Annotated in this window: 9 protein-coding genes and 1 pseudogene; all 10 read right to left on the bottom strand. The window is 46.5% G+C overall.

The features are described 5' to 3' along the window. Positions 1-15: 15 nt before the first annotated feature. Positions 16-1,266, bottom strand: a complete 1,251-nt coding sequence (locus tag HMPREF0670_RS13570; RefSeq protein ID WP_044078349.1) for an exo-beta-N-acetylmuramidase NamZ domain-containing protein — start codon at positions 1,264-1,266, stop codon at positions 16-18. Beyond that, positions 1,256-2,620 carry an MFS transporter gene (locus tag HMPREF0670_RS13565; protein WP_009231718.1) on the bottom strand — a complete coding sequence of 455 codons (1,365 nt, stop codon included), beginning with the start codon at positions 2,618-2,620 and terminating at the stop codon, positions 1,256-1,258. Before HMPREF0670_RS13565 ends, HMPREF0670_RS13570 begins: the two co-directional genes overlap by 11 nt. Positions 2,621-2,860: 240 nt before the next feature. Then, positions 2,861-4,273 (bottom strand): glycosyltransferase family 2 protein, encoded by a 1,413-nt coding sequence (locus HMPREF0670_RS13560; protein ID WP_009231717.1) that lies wholly within the window; start codon positions 4,271-4,273, stop codon positions 2,861-2,863. A gap of 286 nt (positions 4,274-4,559) precedes the next feature. Next, positions 4,560-7,310: a xanthan lyase gene (locus HMPREF0670_RS13555; RefSeq protein WP_009231716.1), complete on the bottom strand. Its 2,751-nt coding sequence runs from the start codon at positions 7,308-7,310 to the stop codon at positions 4,560-4,562. A gap of 12 nt (positions 7,311-7,322) precedes the next feature. Continuing rightward, a complete protein-coding gene (locus tag HMPREF0670_RS13550) occupies positions 7,323-8,774 on the bottom strand; it encodes a sodium:solute symporter (RefSeq protein WP_009231715.1) in 1,452 nt (483 codons plus the stop codon). 116 nt (positions 8,775-8,890) lie between these two features. Further along, entirely contained in the window at positions 8,891-10,129 is a 1,239-nt protein-coding gene (locus HMPREF0670_RS13545; protein ID WP_009231714.1) for an exo-beta-N-acetylmuramidase NamZ domain-containing protein, read from the bottom strand. A 1,151-nt stretch (positions 10,130-11,280) separates the two neighbouring features. Next, positions 11,281-11,901 carry a hypothetical protein gene (locus HMPREF0670_RS13540; protein WP_009231713.1) on the bottom strand — a complete coding sequence of 207 codons (621 nt, stop codon included), beginning with the start codon at positions 11,899-11,901 and terminating at the stop codon, positions 11,281-11,283. Beyond that, entirely contained in the window at positions 11,885-12,190 is a 306-nt protein-coding gene (locus HMPREF0670_RS13535) for a hypothetical protein (RefSeq protein ID WP_044078348.1), read from the bottom strand. The genes HMPREF0670_RS13540 and HMPREF0670_RS13535 overlap by 17 nt, the downstream gene beginning before the upstream one ends. 1,774 nt (positions 12,191-13,964) lie before the next feature. Continuing rightward, positions 13,965-14,288: a hypothetical protein gene (locus HMPREF0670_RS13530; protein WP_009231711.1), complete on the bottom strand. Its 324-nt coding sequence runs from the start codon at positions 14,286-14,288 to the stop codon at positions 13,965-13,967. A 75-nt stretch (positions 14,289-14,363) separates the two neighbouring features. Further along, positions 14,364-14,703, bottom strand: a pseudogene (locus HMPREF0670_RS17235) (IS5/IS1182 family transposase); the annotation flags it as partial.

Raw genomic sequence — 14,703 nt, 5'->3', positions numbered from 1 at the left:
AGGGTGTTTGGGGGGTTATTTATATAGGTAATACTTCTTTGAAAGCGTGCGGAATTGGGCCACATCCTTATCCCAAAACGGTTTAAGGTCGGGCCAACGGTTGTGCATGGCCATCTTGATGCGCACCTGTTTAGAACCCGAAACCTTGTCGAACATGTCGAAACGCTTGGCATCGGCGTTCGCCAAAACAGCATGTTTGGGGTAAAGGCGCGCCACTTCTTCCATGAAAACGAACTGCATGGGCGTTAGTTCAACGCGTTGAAAGTTGGTGATGTGCATCTGCACGCCCTGCAACAGTTCGCCCTTACCCACGCTATAAAAGGGTTTGAGGAAGATGGGACGGAAGGTAACGCCCGGCATTTGGTGGGCGTTCATGGCATCGGCAAGCTGCACGGCATCTATCCAAGGTGCAGCAAACATCTGGAAAGGAATGGTATATCCTACGCCGATAGACACATAACCCAGTTCGCCAAGAATGCCGCTGGTGGGGTAATAGTAAGCGGTTACGGCCTGTGGGATGTGTGGCGACGAGGCAATCCATTGCAACCCCGTGTCGGCATAGCCCATTGAGCGTTTCCAATTCTTCATCTTTACCACCGTCAGTTTGCAGCGAACGCCGCCTTTAAGCATGCCTTCATCGTTGAGCATGCGGGCCAACTCGCCGCAGGTTAGTCCGTATATATAAGGTATCTTAAACTGACTGACGAACGACATGCAGTCGTCGTCGGTGATATTTCCCTCTATTTTCAGTCCGCCAAGTGGGTTGGGACGGTCTAACACCACAAATTCCTTATCGTTTTCGGCCGCAGCCTCCATAGCCAAGCCCATCGTACTGATGAATGTAAACGAGCGACAACCGATGTCTTGGATGTCGTACACCAGCACATCAACGTCTTTTAGCATCTCGGGTGTTGGCTTTCGGGTCTTGCCGTAGAGCGAAAACACGGGCAATCCCGTCTTTGCATCGCGCGCCGTTTCCACCTTATCGCCCGCATGTATGTCGCCGCGCACGCCGTGTTCAGGTCCATACAAAGCCACGAGGTTTACGCCAGGGGCGGCTTTCAGCACATCAACAGTAGACACAAGGTTGGCATTTACACCCGTGGGATTGGTTATCAGCCCCACGCGTTTGCCCTGCAAACACTTAAAATGCTGCTGCGTAAGCACGTCAATACCCGTCAGCACGGTTTTCTTTGCCCACGTTTCGAGGGGAAAGAACACCGTTGCGAGGGCCAAAACGAGGGCAAAGAGGGTTTTATTTTTCATCTTTCGTTATTCGTTTACGTCCGTATTCGGGGTTCACCTTGATGGTTAGCGTAACGCCCACCGTGGCAATACAGCAGGCGATAACCATCCAGAAGAAGTGTTCGTAGCCCAATAATTCTTGCAGATAGCCTGCCGCCATGCCCGGAATCATCATGCTGGCGGCCATGAAAGCGGTGCAAATGGCATAGTGGGCGGTTTTAAATTCGCCTTCGGAAAAGTACATCATGTAGAGCATGTAGGCCGTAAAGCCGAATCCATAACCAAACTGTTCGATGGCTACGCACACGCTAATTGTCGTCAGCGAGCTGGGCATGGCCATACTTAGGTACACAAAGGTGAAACAGGGCAGCGTCATGCAGGCCGCCATTGGCCAAAGACTTTTCTTCAATCCCCAACGAGAGGCGGCCATTCCACCGATTATTCCGCCCACCGTTAGGAAGATAACGCCAATAGTTCCATATACAAAGCCCACGCTCTCGGTGCTCAATCCCAATCCGCCATTGGCGCGTGTGTCGAGCAAGAAGGGACTAACCATCTTGAGCAAGAACGCCTCGGGCAGTCGATATAGCAGCATGAAGACAATGGCGAGCAGCACACCGGGTTTCTTGAAGTAAAGACTGAACGTGCGTGCAAACTCATCGAATATCTCTTCTGTCGTGCTCCGTTTGCGCGTTTCCTTGCCCGCAGGGGCCTCAGCATCTTTCTCCGCGTCTTCCTTTGCACGCGGAACAAAGAACGTATGATAGATGGTAATGCAGCTAAACATCACGGCTGTGATGGCCATCGTGATGGTCCAAGCCCACGGAATGTCGCCTGTTCGGGTTTCTAACACGCCTGCAACGTACACCAACACGCCTTGTCCGAAGATGGACGACAGGCGATAGAAGGTACTTCGAATACCAACGAAGAACGATTGCTGTTGCTGATTGAGGGCGAGCATGTAGAAACCGTCGGCCGCTATGTCGTGGGTGGCCGATGCAAAGGCCGTTATCACAAAGAGTATCAGCGTGAAGGTGAAGAGACTAACGGGCGTGGCCGTAGCCGAAATCACTTCGGGCGAGGGGTGAGGGATGGAGAATGTGAGCAAGATGAAGGCTATGCTCATCACGATTTGCATCATGATAATCCACCAACGCTTGGTGCGCAGGATGTCTACAAAGGGACTCCACAGGGGCTTTATCACCCAAGGAAAGTAAATAAGGCTGGTGAAGAGGGCCATCTCTCCATTAGGTACGCCCATACGCGTGAACAAAATCACCGAGATGTTGTTCACAATGAAGTAAGGAATGCCCTCCGCAAAGTAGAGTGTGGGTATCCAAAGCCACGGGTTTATATTCTTTGTTACATTCTTCATTTTGCTGATATTGCTTCGTTATATTGCTTTCGCTACTTTGTTTACGCAAATTTTTGCTTGCATCGAGATGTGTTGGTACTTGCGATTTGAAAGATGAAACTTGTGGTTAGGCATTTAATTTGCCGACCACATCTTTTACCTTGCCATCCGCCCTGCCCTCTTTGTGAAGACGGCAGGCGGATTAATGCAAGGATGTTTTCCTGTAATTCTTTTTATCTTAGTACCTAATTATTGTCTTTTTTAGCGCTGTTTGTTTAGTGCAATTCGCGCCTCCAACTCCCAAGTCCTTATTCTGTCCTTGTACAGATTGTTGGCGTTTACCTTCTCAATGCTCAGTGCGGCATCGGAGTTTCCACCCCAACGGCGGCACAGATAGAGCACATCATAGATGCGTCCGATTTGATAATGGCGCGAAATGTTCAGCCCCATCGCGTAATCTTCGCCATAACTGGTGTTGGGCAAGCCGATGGAACGCAGCACGGGCGTGTAGAAAGCGCGGGGCGCACCCAGTCCGTTAATGCGCAAAGCGTTGTTTCTGCCGTTGTCGGGCGTCCATTCTTTATGGTCGATAACGCCTGGGGGAAGTTCGTTAAGGTCGAAGTCGGTCATCATATACGAACCAATCACCATCGCGCACTTTTGCTCATAGAAGGCATCGACGATGGTTTGCAGCGTATGTTCGTCCTTATAAAGGTCGTCACTATCTAGCTGAACGGCGAACTTTCCGCAGTGTTTGGAGTTCACGCCATAGTTCCAACAGCCGCCAATGCCCAAGTCGTTGCGTTCGGGAACAAGGTGTATCACGCGTCCATCGGCCTTAAATGCGTCGATAGCTTCGGTTGTTCCGTCGGTGCTATGGTTGTCGATGACGATGAGGTTGAACTTAAACTTAGTCTGTTGTTTCAATACCGACTCGATGGCTGCACCGATAGTGGCCTCCCTATTGCGAACGGGGATAATCACCGATGCCTCAACTTCGAACTCGCCCTGGTTGAAATCAATATCCTCGAAATGGGGTTCAAGGTATCCGCCAATCTCTTTCAGATGCCGGGTACATGCCTTTTCCATCTCTATTTGTCGCTCGCGGTTACGTGGGTCAACGTAATCAAACTGCTTTTCGCCACTATTTCTGTTGTCTTCCTCAACCTCGCTGTACAGGTATTCGTTGGCGTGCACCAGCGCATAGCGTTGACTTAGTTTCAGCCGTAGGTCGTAAAGGCCAGCGTGTTGGTAACTCTCAGTCATGCGTTGCACGCTTTCTTTCAAGGCAGCTGCATCGAAGAAGAGCACCGAACCGAAGTCGAAATCATCTCTTAACGAACCTTTTTGGTAGTCGATAACGGGTGCCTTAACCAGTTCGCCACCCTTTACTTGGTAATGGTCGGCATAAACTAGGCCTGCATTCGTGTCTTGCGCAATTTGCAAAAGACGCTCTAAGGCCATGTAACCCAACTCTAACGTGGTGGTTTTGGTATAAACCAAGGCATAATCGGCCTTGCTTTCGGCGGCAATTCGGCGGATGGTTTCCGACTTAAACACAGGTTCGTCAAGGCAAACAACCTTGTCTACCAACTGCGAATCGCGCAAGGCCGACAAGGTTTTGCCTGCCTGCGACTCATCTATATAAGGTACGAAACAAGTTATTTTCTTCATATCGTTGTTATTTATTAGTTTACGAGTTCTGCTGGGAAGTTAAGGAGTTAAGGAGTTAGGAGTTAGGGAGTTAAGGAGTTAAGCCAAATGCTTGGTGGCAGAGTGGACGATAATCCTTGTTAACTCGTTAACTAACATTCTAGTTAAGGAGTTATGGAGTTATGGAGTTAAGCCAAATGCTTTGGTGGCGTTAGCCATTTTTTCACCTTTTCACTCTTTCACCCTTTCACTTTTAGAGGGCGTTAGCCATTTTTTCACCTTTTCACCCTTTCACCTTTTCACTTTTTCACCTTTCCCTTTTCTCTTCTCCGGTAAACGAAGTGATGTGTCTAGCCTTCTTCCCATCCCCTTTGGGGTCGTGCGAAATGTCTTCGTGGGGCTGACGCATAAAGAAATCTACGATGGTTTTCATCAGTTTCTCGCGACAGAAGGCCTGTGTGATGCTCTCGAAAGGGAACCCCATAACGAACGTTTTGTAGCTACCTTGCGAGGCAACGGCCGCACTGAGGTTGTTTTCGGGATAGCGCATCACGGTATATCCCGTTGAGTCGGCCGCCTCGATAGCATCGGGCGACTCCACTATATATTGCTCCGAGTTCAGCGTGTTGGCGTAGTTCATCTCGCCCACGCCCAGTTGTAGCGGCGAACGCACCATGCGAACACCACCCGTAAGGGCAGCGCGCGAGTTGCGCCACTTATATTTAAGCACCTCTGTGGCAAAGCGTTGGTCGCTCTCTAAGGCCTTGGCCAGCGGGTTACACCAAAGATCGCTACCCACGTATGCACCCGAAACAAACAGGTGAACGCCACGCTGTGCATACTCCGCCAAAGCCTTTTGCACCTTCGCATCAAAGGTTTTAAACATCAAGGGGCGCACATTTCCACGTCCCATCTTGGTTTGGCACTGCTTACCTAATATGTAATCAACAAATACGTAGCCGTCTTCCGCCTTGTCTAAGCACTCGTTAGCACACGATTCAAAGCTCAAACCCACCTTCAATATGGCCTCGCCATGCAACGCAGGATAGTCGAACGTGTTTCCGGCAATCACCTTTGTCTCCTCGTTTCCATAGCTATCGCCGTATCCGCCTGAGTCGTCGTCAAGCCAAGGCAAGGTTCTGTTAAACTCCTTTTGGCTCCCCGTATAGCTGATGTCTTGCAGATAAGGTACGCCATGGTCGATGTTGTCGAGGAAACCGGCATATAAAGTGTCGATGGGCGCAGGCGCAACAAAGTCGGCAGGCGCACAAACGCGGTCGAATCCATTTACCACTAACGCCTTCTTTCCCATGCTGGCCGAGCATCGCGCCACGGCCATCGTCTCGGAAGGAAAACTCTTTCCGCCCTTGTTCACGGCCTCAACGCGGAAACTACACACCACATCGGCAGGAATGCGAGCCACATATCGGTTGCGTTTCACCACCTTGCCGTTATCGAATGCGCCGTTACCCAGACGGGTATAAACAATATATCGGTCGGGCATGGCCGATGGTTCCAGCGTGTCGGCCACGGCGTTCCACGTCAGTTCCACTTGGTCTCTGCCTTTAAGCGATGCCGAAAGATGGTCTACGGGCAACGGTGCAACAATGGGCGTTTGCCCCCGTTGGGCGCATATAAAGCGCAACATGCCCTTATAAATGGCCCTGCTCACGGTGAAACGAAAGCGCGGGTCGAGGCCGTAACGCATGTCGGCGAAGTTCTGATGCGAAAGCAATTCGAGCAACATGGCAGGAACGCGCGGCGTGCGGGCCTCGAAATACGAGGCATCACGACTGCCACGACTGTTCCAAAGCGGTTCGTACAGTGCGCGAATGTCGTTCAATATGCTGTTTTGCACGCTCTCGGTAAGGTCCTTACAGAGGTATCGCGAGGCGCCATTGGCAAACACGCTGTCGTAACTCTGGGTGTAATATATGCCCAATGTGCCGATGGTGCGGTCGTCTTTGGTAACTCCTGCATCACTGTGGAAAGCCAAAGATAGGTCGATGGGCACGTTAAGTCCCTGCCCTTCGGGATAGCTTTGCGATCCGCCAGCAAGCCAATTCACCCACATTCCCCTACTTTTATAATCGTCGGTATAGTCGTTTTCGCCATGCGATTCCGAGTAAACGCTGTCTGGCACGCCAGCCCATTGCAGCCAATAGCGTGCTGCCTCGGTAAAGCGAGGGTAGCCACTAACGTCTGGCCGGCCGATGTTACCCATGCCGCCGCCAAACTTTACGCCATCTGCCGTCACCACTTCGCCCACTTTCCCCGTGTTGTTGCTTAGGCAAACACGATGCTGTTGGCCCGCCTTTTCATCAAAAACAAACTTGCCAAGGTAAATCCAAGTGCCGCCACCCATTTGTTGGTTCACGCGAAAATGGCTCTCTCCGCCTTGATGATACACCGTGTAATGTGCCGTGGCGGTACTTCCTTGCACGGTTTTATACGACACGTACACGGCATATTCGCCTGTCTTTGGCACGTTTGGCACCCACTCGGCAAGGCTCTCCTGCCCTTTCTTTATCGACTGAATGGTGCGGAACGTTCCATCGCGGAAAGGATTTTGAAAATCGGTGTACACCTTATGCCGATAGGCAAAGCCTTCGCCCTGCCCCTGTTGCCATGCTTGTTGGCCGTTGCGTTCCTTATATATGGTGTGCGGCGACAAGGTACTGGCATCGTTATCCACCACCACTTCGTGCGTGTTCCAATCTCTTTCGCGCGGCACCAGCACGTTTGCGCCTGCATTTTCGAGCATGGGCACGAGGAAAGGCAACACATAACTCTGCGTATAGAGGTCTTCTACGGTTTGCAACAGGCGTGCGCGCTGCCACTCCCAGCGGTCTAGTGTGCGCTCATAATATCGGCCGTGACTTTGCCAAACGGCGATGTGTCTGCCCGAAAGGCCTTGTGTGGGCGTGGTGGGAGCCGACATGTTTGTTACCAACGGCTGGTCGCAATGGGGTGCGAAGGTCGTTGGGGCTGCCTGTTGTGCCCGTGTTGCAAGGGCCGTAAGGCAAAGAGCTGCTAGTGTAAGGACGGGTCTAAGCATTGTTTATGATATTTATTGGGGGCACGTGCCACGCTTGATAAGCAGGCAAAGACCCACGAAAGTGAACAGGGCATTGAGTATCAACAACTCGTAACTGAAATGATAGCCGTTGAACCAAGCCTCCGAATGGCGGTCCAACACCCAACAGAGTAAGGGCGAGGCCAAGGCCACGAAGGGTATCCAGCGGTCGCGCACAGGCCGTTTTATCAGTATGCCAAAGGCAAAGAGGCCCAATATGGGGCCGTAAGTGTAGCTGGCAAGGGTGTAAACGGCATCTACCACGCTAGTGTTGTTCAGTATGTTGAACACGATTATGGACAAACCCATCACCACGGCCATGCCTACGTGTACACGTTTGCGCATTCGGGTAACTTCGTCTTCGCTGCGCTTGCCTGCCCCAAGTATGTCTACGGTGAACGATGTGGTGAGGGCGGTGAGTGCAGAGCCTGCCGCATTGTAGGCCGAGGCCGACAAACCAACGATGAACAGCACGCCAACAACGCCCGGCAGCAAGCCTCCTGTGGCGATTGTGGGGAAAAGTTGGTCGCCAGTAGCCGTTAGTCCGTGGCGTGCAGCCTCTTCGTAGAGCAGCACACCCAACATAAGGAAGGCCGCTACCACAATAAATTGCAGCAGAATGCTAATCACCATGTTCTTTTGAGACTCCCTGCTGTTGCGGCAACTCAGGTTGCGCTGCATCATATCTTGGTCTAAGCCGGTCATGGCGATGGTGGTAAAGATGCCGGCAAAGAACTGTTTGAAGAAGAATTGCTTGTTGTTTACGTCGTCGAAGAAGAACATGCGGCTCATGTCGCTTTGGCTAATGTGGCTCACCACACCGCCAAACGATAGCTGTAAGTCGCCCGCGATGAACCAAATGCACAATGCCACCGACACGATAAGGCAGGCTGTTTTAATCAAATCGGCCCAAATTACCGACTTAACGCCGCCCTTGTGGGTGTAAAACCATACGCAACCCACCGACAAGGCCACGTTAACCCAGAAGGGTATGCCCAACGGACCGAAAGCCAAAAGCTGCAAGGTGAAACACACGAGAAAGAGACGAACGGCCGCACCCAACATCTTTGAGATGAAAAAGAACCAGGCACCCGTGTGATAGGCCTGCTGCCCAAAGCGGTTGCGCAGGTATTCGTAAACCGATGTAAGCTGCAAACGATAGAACAAGGGCGTAAGTACGAAGGCTACAATGAGCTGACCGGCGATAAATCCCAACACCAGTTGCAGATAACCAAAGCCACTTTGCGCCACCATGCCTGGCACCGAAACGTAGGTTACGCCCGATATGCTGGCCCCAATCATAGCAAACGCCACCATGTACCACTTGCTTTGCCTACTGCCGGTGAAGAAAGCGGCATTATCCACATTGCGTCGGGCAAGACCCGAAACAATGAATAAAACGGCGAAATAGGCCAAAACGGTTGCTAAGATTGCTAGTGGGGTCATATCATGTTGGTTTAAATATAGTTGACGAGTTGACAAGTTTAGGGGTTGACAGGCTTTACAAGTTGATGAGTTTAAAGTTAAAGAGTAGCGAACTATTGGCTTAACTCCTTTACTCCTTACCTCTTTACTCCTTTACTCCTTCGTCCTTTACTCCTTTTACTACTTACTCCCTTACTACTTACTCCTTCCTCCTTATATATAAGATACTTTCGCCGCATCTCCTTATATTTTTCCAGTTCGGGCTGCCAAACAGCGCGTATCTCCTCGTTAGAACGACCTTCCATAATCATCTTTTGCACATAGTCCACGCCCACCAACTTGGTGAAGAAGGGTGTGAAAAAGCGCTCGCCGACGTTTAAGTTGCGGTAAGCATCGATAACATACGTGAGGTCGAAGCCCCGTTTAATAATCTCTTCTTGGGGTTTGTGGCTTAGGTTTACACCAAAACACAGCTGGTTTATCTGCGGCGGATTTTTCGCGCCAGGCACACTTCGGGGTATAAAGCTGTATTTATAGCCCGTCATTTGGGGGTGTCCGTATTGCTGAAACGGCAAGCCTGTGCCACGTCCAAGGCTCACATCCGTGCCTTCGAACAGGCAAATAGAGGGATATAGGTATATGGCCTGCATGTTAGGCAAGTTTGGCGAGGGCGCAATAGGCAGCTTGTAGCGCGTGGAATGCGTATAGTTGCGGCATGCAATGATGTCGAGCTGGCATGGCTCGCCACCTTCCAACCACCCTTCGCCATTTATCATGCCCGCCATTTCCGCCAACGTTAGTCCGTGAACAACGGGAATGGGCAAAGCGCCAACACCCGACTTGTACTTCATGTCGAGTACCGGACCGTCTACATAGCAGCCGTTTGGGTTAGGCCTATCCAATATCATCATCGTGGTTTTGGTCTTGGCGCAGGCGTTCATTAATTGCAACATGGATATATAATAGGTGTAGAACCTCAGTCCCACATCCTGAATGTCGACCACCAACACGTCTGTTTCCTTCAACACGTCAATGTTGGGCGTACCGTTTTTTCCGTTATAGAGCGAAAAGATGCGCACGCCCGTTTTCTTATCTGTGGAGTTTTTAACATGTTCGCCAGCATCGGCAGTACCCCTGAATCCATGTTCGGGGGCGAAGATGCCCACCACATTCACCTTATTATCAATAAGCAAGTCTAAGATATGCTTGCCTTTCACCACGGCTGTATGGTTGGCAAACAATGCCACTCGCTTGTCTTTCAGTTTGGGCAGATACGCATCCGTGCGTTCGTCGCCGCAAATCACGCGTGTTTTTTGTGCCTTACCGACAACAGCAGCAAGACAAAAGAGCATCAATATCGTAACAATTTTTTTCATGTCAGGGCGGTTTCTAGTTGCTTACATGGCAAAGTTAACGATAATTTTTAGAATTAGAAACAGCAAATTAGGTATTTTTATATTTGTTATTAATGTTTTGCAAAAGGCAGAAATGGTTGAGTGCAACAAAAGCTCGCCCCTTAACGGCAATGGCACAAGCAACGCCCCGCATGGCCAACATCAGTAAAGACAGGTAAAAAAATTATCTTCTTTGTATTTTTAGGCGTGTTCCGTGCCGATAGCTCTTACTTCTCATTTTAGCAAAAAACTCACATGCGTGCATGTTATAATGATGAAGGGCAAACTTGGAGCGAGAAAAAGAAACGACCTCACGACCTAAGGTGCTTGGCTGTCCTATATTCCCACATTGCTCAATATGGGCATTTATAGTCAAACGGAATTGCTTTTGCAAAATTGCTGTCAGAAGAATGTTACACATGCACAGTATGACATTAACAAACGTTTACGCGGAGTAAAAGTAGGCATCTTGGTTTTCTTACGCAGCATTTATGGTTCATCTGTTAAATGGATAGATTTGTACATTTATTAGGATTTAGGGAGCACCTTCTTAAAATACAGTTTGGTAGATTTCAACTAACTGAATATAATACATTGTATATAAATAACACGCAATGCCATTTTCCTTAATAGCTTATAAACATTAAATGGCCATATCTACGCATTTAACGGAAGAACCGCATTTATGGCTTTCCAAATTAAATTCAGTTTGACTATAAAAACCGCTCTTAACCTACAACTATCCTGTAAAAATTAGTTATCAATTTTACAAGACATACACCACATACGTCTCGCATTTCTAGCGGAAAGAAGAACTAGTAGCTATACGAATGTAATCTATTTCATGGACATGATATACAATATCAATGGAGGTGAAAGCTTCCGTTACTCCACACAAATCAACATAGAACCCTTTTTCATAAAGTAAAGAACCCTTTATCTTAATGGCATTGCAATTATTAAAATAAGGCGACAAACAACCAAGCTAATAAGTACTTTTATATAGGCTGATCTTTTCATGTGAAAAAGCAATAACAGTTCAAAAACTACTATGTTTACAAAGGACTATCATCGTGTTTTTATACTTCTACAAACACAAAGCAATGGGTGATCAAGTCAGCAAGGAGAAATTACTATTTATGCTTAAGAGTATCTATCTTGCTTATATATATAGTCCAATGTTTTTTCTGAGGATTATAATTGATACAATCTTTGTAATGAGGTAAAAGCAGTAAGGCTGAATCTACTCTGTCAGCCTTGAGATGCCAATCCCCATTTTTATCTGTTTCAACATAAACGCCATAAGTTTCTTTGATATAATCTAACTTACCTAAAGCTGAAGTTAGCTCATTCATTAAATGAGTATTTTCTTTAATGAGATCAGGGACTGTTAACTTCCTACCTTTCTCATCCGTATAGATTACAATTCCTTTTACAGCAGTTGTTGTCTGGTTCAGTGTATCTCTGGGGAGAATCTTTTCGTACCGATCTATTATATTAGATTTTTCTTTTAAATTATCTGCCAAATCCTCTTTAGAGGTGAAAGTTATATACGCGAAAACGCCTGTGAAAAGAGACACGAACAAAAGAATTATGAGAGTGTATTTGTTTTCTTTTCTCTCATTATCTTCTATCTTTTCAAGTTCTTCTATATAATTAGAAATAGATAGCTTATAGTTATCTAAATCTATACCCTCATCTAAGGAGAGCTTTCTAATATCATCAAGTATTTCTTTTCTATTTCTTGTTTTCATTTTGTAAAGTATTACGTTCTGACATATATTTTTCTCTTAAGTCAAGATATTTATTTACATATTCTTCCTTTTGGTTCATATACTTTTCTTTTTGATTTAAGAGTTCTTTTGATTGCTCTGTTGTAAGTTTATTAAATTCTTTCTCCTTCTTTACTTCTTCATAATATCTTCCTAACGAAAAGGAAATAGCAATAGAAGAGAAATAGAAAGCAGTTATCATTCCATACCTCTTACATAAAGCCTGTCCTTGATCAAGCAATTCACACAAGTTCTTTTTCCTAGAAGGCATTGATTAATATTTTATGCAAAAATAATAATAATTCACGAGAAAGTGGTGACATTTGCCCTTAATTACGCAACTAAGTGCACAATTTGTTATAGTGAGGTCATCTTGACTTTTAATGTTTTATAAATGAAGAAAGGTTTATTGTCCTTGTGCAATAAAACCAAGATAAGCACCCCGCTCATGTACGAAGTACAGAACAAAGATACGATAAAGTCTTAAATTCTGCCCCATTTGTCTACGGCAAAATGTGGTTATTTCGCAAAAAGCGTTCTGGCGGAAGTCATTCAACCCATGCCCTACAAGTTGAAAACTAGCTGCCGATGTCCAATTACTTCTGCGTTTCCAAGATGCTGCCCCTGTTGGCCATGAGCAGTATGCCCTGCAACCGTTTGCGTTGGCGGTTGTAAGCCTACGAGTTCTCCGTGTCGTTGCCCATGCACATGTCTGCGGAACAATCGTTTTGTCTAGTTTTTAGCAAGAATTTTAACATAATAAGTGCCCTTTTTGTCCACCAACCGCTCACCTTGCCGCAAAAAATCGATTCTCGCGAAGGTTTGTTTTGATGCCAAGGGGGGGGTAGTTGTGCATGCAAGCAAAATGAATTTTTATTTAAACCAACCGCCACTGACACCCGTTTTTGGGCTATTTGGTGCTAAATGTAGTGCGTTTTGGTGCTAAACGCAGAGCAATATGCCGCTAAACGCAGTGCGTTTTGGTGCTAAATGCAGTGCGTTTTGGTGCTAAACACAAGGTAAAATGGTGCAAAATGCAGTGCTAAATGCTGCAAAATGCGAGGCGAAAAGCATAAATATCCACTGAAATGGTATAAATAAAACCTTTTAGAACCATGAAACACATGGTTGAAAAGGGCAAAATAGTGGTTAAAAAGTGGGTTTTTAGGGGTAAAAAGTGGGTAATTGGGCGTAAAAAGATATGAGGTGGCGACCAATCTAGAAAGGTAAAATGGTGCAAAATGCAGGTTTTTTCTTAAAAACAGACAAAAGAAAAAGCATGAAAGGCTAGAAAATAGTGCCCATCTACCTACTTTTTAACCTAAATTTTCGCTAGAACGGAGCGAAAACCAGAATGATATTGTAAAAATAAAAATAATAATTTAAGATTTTAAGGAGGTGAGGGGATGGGGTGATGAGTTTGTGAGGTGATGAGTTTGTGAGGTGAAGGGTTGGTGAGGTGGAGGGTTGGTGAGGGGGTGCGGTGGTGAGGTGATGGGTTTGAGAGTTTTTGAGTTGATGAGGTGATGAGGTGGTGAGGTGATGAGTTTGTGAATTGATGATTTTATTGAGTTAATGTATTCGGGAGTTGTTTGGGCTTTCATGAGTTTATCAGCCAGTGGGCTGTTTTGTTATGCACTTCGTACATGAGCGGAGTGTTTATCTTGTGTTGGCATGACAAAGACAACAAACTCCTTTCAACTCATAGAAACATTAAAAGTCAAGACGGCCTCGATTTGAGAACATCCCTCCGTATTCTCAAAGATCAAAATTTATATCTATATATTCTATAACAGTACCTCTTTTATGATTCTCACTATATGCAACATGGAAGCTTCTTCCGTCAGCAGTAAATACTGTCCATATACCGACATTCCTTATATCCATTTTCTTTCTCTCCCTATTTATAACCGCATATCCCTTTCCCGCCATTCGTTTATTGCGATAATATTTTCTCACGAAATAAGCATTATCCGAATTAATTCGTTCACGCTTGAGGATACTGTCTCGGTTTGATTTTGTAATTTCTTCTATCCCGAGATATTTTAGGGATTACTCTCTCTTGCGATTAGCCATAACTTTACACCACGTTTTCTTGAAACAAATATCGAATCTATTTTTCGACCATTGTTTTTAAACTCTTGATAGTACCTATCATAATAATAGCGGTATTCTTTGGGAAGGGTGTATTTTCTAAAAAGTGTATCCCAGGAAATTTCTTCTTTCGTATAGTAGTTATACATTTTACTACAGATGTTTATTCGATAGGCCATCTCCATACTAATTGCAATAGGATTCCCGTCAATATCCACCGCTAGCGGGTTAAACTGCGTTAAAAACACAATTCCACTTTTTGTTTTAAGGTACACTTCCGGGACACCCTTTATTTTGGCTCTTATTTTCTTCGTGTTTTCTATAAAATTCTTTATTGAATCATAATGAAGTCATCTAGACTTTTCCCTCTTTCTTATCTTTTTCAGAAAAATCAGTATAAATGCGATATCGTTCCATCCCTCCCAACTGGTTTGTGTGGTATCGAACCTGTTGAGTACGCTCCTGTATGAGTCCATCCACGCATTGGTCCTTTCAATGCTGTATCTCTCCTTGTAAAGCAACTCATCAAGTAACTCGTCATCTCTCCGCATTCCTCTACGCTTATTGAAGGCGACGTTTGGGAACACCCCCTGCCGATGGCAATCCAGCCTGAATTGTGCAGAGTCAAAACCGGCGTCTGCATTGAGAAAGAGTCCCGATACGGACAAGCTTGAGTCCTTAATATCCGCG

This window comes from Prevotella sp. oral taxon 317 str. F0108, from assembly GCF_000162415.1.
Lineage (GTDB): Bacteria > Bacteroidota > Bacteroidia > Bacteroidales > Bacteroidaceae > Prevotella > Prevotella conceptionensis.
This window is presented reverse-complemented; position numbering and strand designations above follow the sequence as displayed.

Excerpts from the sequence above, each read along its gene's own strand:
- HMPREF0670_RS13540 (WP_009231713.1), bottom strand. The coding sequence starts at position 11,901 with ATGAAAACAAGAAATAGAAAAGAAATACTTGATGATATTAGAAAGCTC.
- HMPREF0670_RS13550 (WP_009231715.1), bottom strand. The coding sequence starts at position 8,774 with ATGACCCCACTAGCAATCTTAGCAACCGTTTTGGCCTATTTCGCCGTT.
- HMPREF0670_RS13545 (WP_009231714.1), bottom strand. The coding sequence starts at position 10,129 with ATGAAAAAAATTGTTACGATATTGATGCTCTTTTGTCTTGCTGCTGTT.
- HMPREF0670_RS13570 (WP_044078349.1), bottom strand. The coding sequence starts at position 1,266 with ATGAAAAATAAAACCCTCTTTGCCCTCGTTTTGGCCCTCGCAACGGTG.
- HMPREF0670_RS13560 (WP_009231717.1), bottom strand. The coding sequence starts at position 4,273 with ATGAAGAAAATAACTTGTTTCGTACCTTATATAGATGAGTCGCAGGCA.
- HMPREF0670_RS13555 (WP_009231716.1), bottom strand. The coding sequence starts at position 7,310 with ATGCTTAGACCCGTCCTTACACTAGCAGCTCTTTGCCTTACGGCCCTT.
- HMPREF0670_RS13535 (WP_044078348.1), bottom strand. The coding sequence starts at position 12,190 with ATGCCTTCTAGGAAAAAGAACTTGTGTGAATTGCTTGATCAAGGACAG.
- HMPREF0670_RS13565 (WP_009231718.1), bottom strand. The coding sequence starts at position 2,620 with ATGAAGAATGTAACAAAGAATATAAACCCGTGGCTTTGGATACCCACA.